4 protein-coding genes and 1 pseudogene are annotated in these 5,067 nt (G+C 70.4%); all 5 read right to left on the minus strand.

The annotated features are described in order from the left end of the window. The coding region (locus IE219_RS31260) for a GTP-binding protein (protein WP_189983698.1) at positions 1-290 on the minus strand (290 nt) is incomplete at its 3' end. Next, positions 271-804, minus strand: coding sequence for a DUF742 domain-containing protein (locus IE219_RS31265; protein WP_189983700.1), 534 nt, complete (start codon positions 802-804; stop codon positions 271-273). The genes IE219_RS31260 and IE219_RS31265, both read right to left, overlap by 20 nt. 93 nt (positions 805-897) lie before the next feature. Beyond that, the gene (locus IE219_RS31270; RefSeq protein ID WP_189983704.1) at positions 898-1,311 is read right to left on the minus strand and encodes a roadblock/LC7 domain-containing protein; all 414 of its coding nucleotides are present in this window, start codon (positions 1,309-1,311) and stop codon (positions 898-900) included. 10 nt (positions 1,312-1,321) lie between these two features. Then, positions 1,322-4,537 (minus strand): sensor histidine kinase, encoded by a 3,216-nt coding sequence (locus IE219_RS31275; RefSeq protein WP_189983702.1) that lies wholly within the window; start codon positions 4,535-4,537, stop codon positions 1,322-1,324. A 351-nt stretch (positions 4,538-4,888) separates the two neighbouring features. Beyond that, positions 4,889-5,067 (minus strand): annotated as a pseudogene (locus tag IE219_RS31280) (ATP-binding protein); the annotation flags it as partial.

The raw sequence follows: 5,067 nt of genomic DNA on the forward strand, positions 1-5,067 counted from the left end.
AACCAGAAGCGGTCCTGTCCGGGGGTGCCGAACAGGTACAGGATCAGGTCCTGGTCCAGCGTGATGCGGCCGAAGTCCATGGCGACGGTCGTCGTCTTCTTGTCGCCGGTGTGCGTGAGGTCGTCGATGCCCGCGGAAGCGGACGTCATGACGGCTTCGGTACGCAGCGGGTTGATCTCCGAGACGGCGCCGACGAACGTGGTCTTGCCCACGCCGAAGCCACCCGCCACCACGATCTTCGCGCTGGTGGTTGAACGGGCCGCGCCGCCGCTAGAGCTTGCGAAGTCCACTGAGCACCCTTTCGAGCAGTGTCACGTCTGGCTGACCGCCGGCGGCCTCGTCGCCGCCGGGCTGGTGAATGGCGACGAGCCCGGCCTCCGCCAGGTCGGCGACGAGGATCCGGGCAACGCCGAGGGGAATGGAGAGGAGGGCCGAGATCTCCGCGACCGATTTGATCTCGAAGCACAGCCGGCAGATCCGTTGATGCTCGGGCAACTGCCCCTGCAACCGGGACGGATCGGCCGTGGTGCTGACCAGCGCCTCGATGGCGAGCTGGTAGCGCGGCCGGGTCCGGCCGCCGGTCATCGCGTACGGCCGCACCAGCGGGTTGTGCCCGCCGTACCCGCCCGACGAGCGCTGCGCGGCGGGCGGCTGGGGTGCCTGCGGCTGGGGGTAGGGCTGAGCGACGCCACCCTGTCTGCTGGGTGCGGAGGGAAAGTCGTACCGGTTCTGCGCGGTGTCGCCGAGCGGCGTCTGATACGCGTCGAATCCGTTGTAGGGGTTCGCCCCCGAGGGTGTTCCCACGTCTCCTCCTCCGACTGCTTCGCGGTCCATGTCCCTTGGAGCCGCGTCACCGCACCCTAACGGTGCGGTGACGTGAAACGCACCGTGTGTCTATTAGTTGAGAAGACTTCCCTGGAGCTCCGCGCGCAGGTCCGGGGTGAGGACGGAGCCCGCCCGGTCCACCAGCAGGGCCATCTCGTACCCCACCAGACCGATGTCGGACTCGGGGTGCGAGAGGACGGCCAGCGAGGAACCGTCCGAGATCGACATGATGAAGAGGAAGCCGCGCTCCATCTCCACCACGGTCTGGTTGACCGCGCCGCCCTCGAAGATCCGGGACGCGCCCGCGGTCAGCGAGGTCAGACCGGAGGCCACCGCCGCCAGCTGGTCGGCACGGTCGCGGGGGAACCCCTCGGACATGGCCAGCAGGAGTCCGTCGGCGGAGACCACCACCGTGTGGGACACCCCGGGGGTGTTGTCCACGAAGTTGGTGATCAACCAGTTCAGATTCTGCGCCGCCTGGCTCATCGCGCTCACACTAACGCTCCTGGTTGTAGGTGCTACCCGGGCCGAAGCCCGATCCGTTCGTGTCCGCCCCCGCGGTGCGCCCCTGCTGGACGCCCCGGCGCAGGTTGCTCAACCTGCCCCGCACGTCCTCGGGAGCGCGGGAGACCTGGGGGCCGCCCTGCGGGGTCTGTTCCGCGGTGCCCTCGACCAGGTTGGCCTTGGGGACGCGCCGGGGGAGACCGGACGGGGTGACCCCGCCGGCCTTCGGCTCGCGGAGCTTCTTGGCCTGCTCCCAGCGCTCGTCGTTGGCCGAGCGCCAATCCTCGGAGCCGCCGTTCTCGTTCTCCCCGTCCTGCCCCACCGGCTGGTCGGGCTGGGCCGGCGGCTCGGGCCGCTGCGCCTGGGGCGTCTGCGGGGCGACGCCGCCGCGGCGCGGCAGACCGGCGTCGGTCAGCGCGTGGCCGGTGTCCGGAGCGGGACTCGGTGCCGGGGCCGGACGGTCGAAGCCTACGCGCTCGGCGCCCTGTTCGGGAGCGACCTGGGAAGATTCCGATTCCGGACGGTAACCCTGGTCGAAAGCGCCCTGGTAGGAGCTCTGCTCGGGCCACCCGCCCTGGTGGGACTGGCCGTCGAACGCCTGCTCGTATCCGGTGTGGCCGGCGTCCTGGGTGCCGTATCCCGCTTCCGCATACGTCTGCTGCGGGTACCCGCCGGTCTGCTGGTCGTAGCCCTCGTAGCCCTGCTGCGGGGGCTGGCCGTAGCCGCCCTGCGGCTGCTGGGCGTAGCCCGCGCCGTACTCCTGACCGTACGCGGCGCCGTACTCCTGGCCCTGGCCCTGCTCGTACCCGGAGCCGTACTCCTGGCCGTAGCCCTGCTCCTGGCCGTACTCCTGCTCCTGGCCGTACTCCTGGACCTGCTCGCCCGGGTGGGCCTGGGCCTCCAGGGCCGCGCGGCGCTCCTCGCGCACCAGCGAGCGGTTGACCGGGTCGAGCGGGCGCTCCGCGTCCTGCTGCTCGTAGCGCGAGTCGTCGAAGCCGAGCTCGGCCGCGGTCCGCATCGGGGCCGGGGCCTGCGGCTCCAGGCCCGGCTGCTGCTGGTGCTGGTGCGGGATGATCTGCGAGACGGTGAAGTCGCCCGGCGCCGGCTGCTCGCCGCCGCCGCCGTGGGTGATCGCGTCCGGCAGCATGACCAGCGAGGTGGTGCCGGCCTGCTCGCCCGAGGGGCGGAGCTGGACGCGGATGCCGTGCCGGTCGGACAGCCGGCCGACCACGAAGAGGCCCATGCGCTGCGAGACGGCCGCGTCCACGGTCGGCGGGTTCGCCAGCTTGTGGTTGATGTCCGCGAAGTCCTCGGCGGTGAGGCCGATGCCCTTGTCGTGGATCTCGACCATCACGCGGCCGTCGGGGAGACGGGTCGCGGTCACCCGGACCTTGGTCTGCGGGGAGGAGAACGTGGTGGCGTTCTCCAGCAGCTCGGCGAGCAGGTGCACGAGGTCGGTCACGGCCTGGCCGTGGATGTCGGCCTCCGGCACGCCGGCGATCTCGATGCGCTCGTACTGCTCCACCTCGGAGGAGGCGGCGCGCAGCACGTCCACCAGCGGGACCGGCTGGTCCCAGCGGCGGCCCGGCTCCTCGCCGGCGAGGACCAGGAGGTTCTCGCCGTTGCGGCGCATGCGGGTCGCGAGGTGGTCCAGCTTGAAGAGGTTCTCCAGCTGGTCCGGGTCGGCCTCGTTGTTCTCCAGGTCGGTGATGAGGGTCAGCTGGCCCTCGATGAGCGACTGGTTGCGGCGCGACAGGTTGGTGAAGATCGCGTTGACGTTGCCCCGGAGCATGGCCTGCTCGGCGGCGAGCCGGACGGCCTCCCGGTGGACCTGGTCGAAGGCGCGGGCGACCTCGCCGATCTCGTCCTGGGAGTCGATCGGGATGGGCTGGACGCGGGTGTCCACCCGGCCCGGCTCGGTGCGGGAGAGCTGGTCGACCAGCATCGGCAGGCGCTGCTCGGCGATGCCGAAGGCCGCGGTGCGCAGCTCGCGCATCGAGCGGCTCATCTGCCGGGCCATCATCCCGGCCAGGACGAAGGCGGCGAGCAGGGCGATGACGACGATCGCGCCGTTGACCCAGGCGTCCGTCTTGGCGTCGTCGGAGATCCGGGCGGCCTCGGTCACGGCCTTCTCGACGAGGGTGTTCTCGACCTCGGTGTAGCCGTCGAACCGGGAGGTGGCGACGGTCATCCAGCTCTCGGCGGTGACCCCCCGGGCGGACAGCGCCCTCAGGGCGTCGGGGTCCTTGGCGGTGCCGATCGCGGTGGCGAAGCCGGTGTAGGCGGAACCGTCCGGGGCCTTGGGGCCGTCGGACGCGGCCTTCGCGCTCTCGGCGGCCTTGGCGGCCATGACCTTCTTGAACGCCTGGACGTCCTCGGGCGTGCTGCCGGAGGTGAACTCGCCGAGGGCGATCTGCTCCACGTAGTTGAACGAGTTGAACGACAGCGACTGCTGGGCGAAGTCGGCCGGCTTCGCGCTCGGCCGGATCAGCAGGTGGGTGCCGATGGAGCGCTGGAGCGACTCGGCGCCCTTGGCGAGCTGGATCGCGTAGACGCTGCGGCCGTAGGAGGTGATGTTGCCGGTGCCGAGCCCGAGCTCGTTGGAGAACTGCATCAGGTAGTGCTGGACGTCGGTGTACCCGAGCTGGGTGTTCACCGGGTCGAGCGCGCCCGTGTAGGCGGCCTTGCGGAGCGCCGCCAGCTTCGGCTCCTGGTTGCGGAACTCCTTGAGGCGCCCCTCCAGACCCTGGCCCGAGGGCATGTCCCGGACGGCCTCGTCGAACTTGGCGCGGGCCGCCTCGGTCGCCGCGTACGCGCGCGTGATGTCCTCGCCGCCGCGGTCCTTGCCGGAGAGCAGCGGGGCGGCCGTGAGGTCGCGCTCGTCGAGCAGCGCGGTGGAGTACTCCGAGGCGGCGCGCACGATGAGCGCCGTCTTCTCGGCGTCCTGGGCCTCCTGCCAGGTGTCGATGGCTCCCTTGACCTGGAACCCGCCCATGACGAGGCCGACGAGCACGGGTATGAGGAGGATCGCGTTCAGCCGGGTGGGCACCCGCCAGTTGCGCGGCGACAGCCTGCTGGAACTGCCGGGCGCAGCGGGCGCGGGCGGAGGCGTCACGGGTACGTCCGCGGGCGACACCGCTGTGCGCGACGGCGGGGTGAAGTTGCCCCGCGCCTCCTGCTCCGCGGAGCTGTCCATGCTTCGCCTCACTCGACCAACAACCTCTCGGCGTCGGCACCTACGTCGTGCCGGTGTTTCGTTCAGGGTCGTACTACTCGGGAGTTCATGAATTGCAGCACGTGAAGGGGGTCCGTTCCAAACAGTGCGGCGCCCGGGGTTTCAGTGGTCCAGGCCGCACGTAAAACGGGCATAAAGAACGAGCCCCGCCAAATGGCGGGGCTCGTATGAGCGCAGCGGCACGGATCGGATGCGTCGGGTGTCCGAGGCGTCCGAATTTCTCTGTCGAAACGTTATGAAGACCCTGCCGCCCGTGGTGAAGGACACAGATCCACAAGAGCCGTTCCGGACATCGTCATATGACAAGTGCCTTGATCGCGGAGCTTACTTGAGCCGCGCCATCAGCGCGTGCTCGACGAGGGTGATCAGCGCGCTCTTGGCGTCCGCGCGGTGGCGGGCGTCCGTCGTGATGATCGGCGCGTCCGGTCCGATCTGGAGCGCCTCGCGGACCTCGTCCGGGGTGTAGGGCTGGCTGCCGTCGAAGCCGTTGAGGGCGATGACGA

The sequence above is a fragment of the Streptomyces termitum genome (assembly GCF_014650175.1).
Classification (GTDB): domain Bacteria; phylum Actinomycetota; class Actinomycetes; order Streptomycetales; family Streptomycetaceae; genus Streptomyces; species Streptomyces termitum.

Excerpts from the sequence above, each read along its gene's own strand:
- IE219_RS31270 (WP_189983704.1), bottom strand. The coding sequence starts at position 1,311 with ATGAGCCAGGCGGCGCAGAATCTGAACTGGTTGATCACCAACTTCGTG.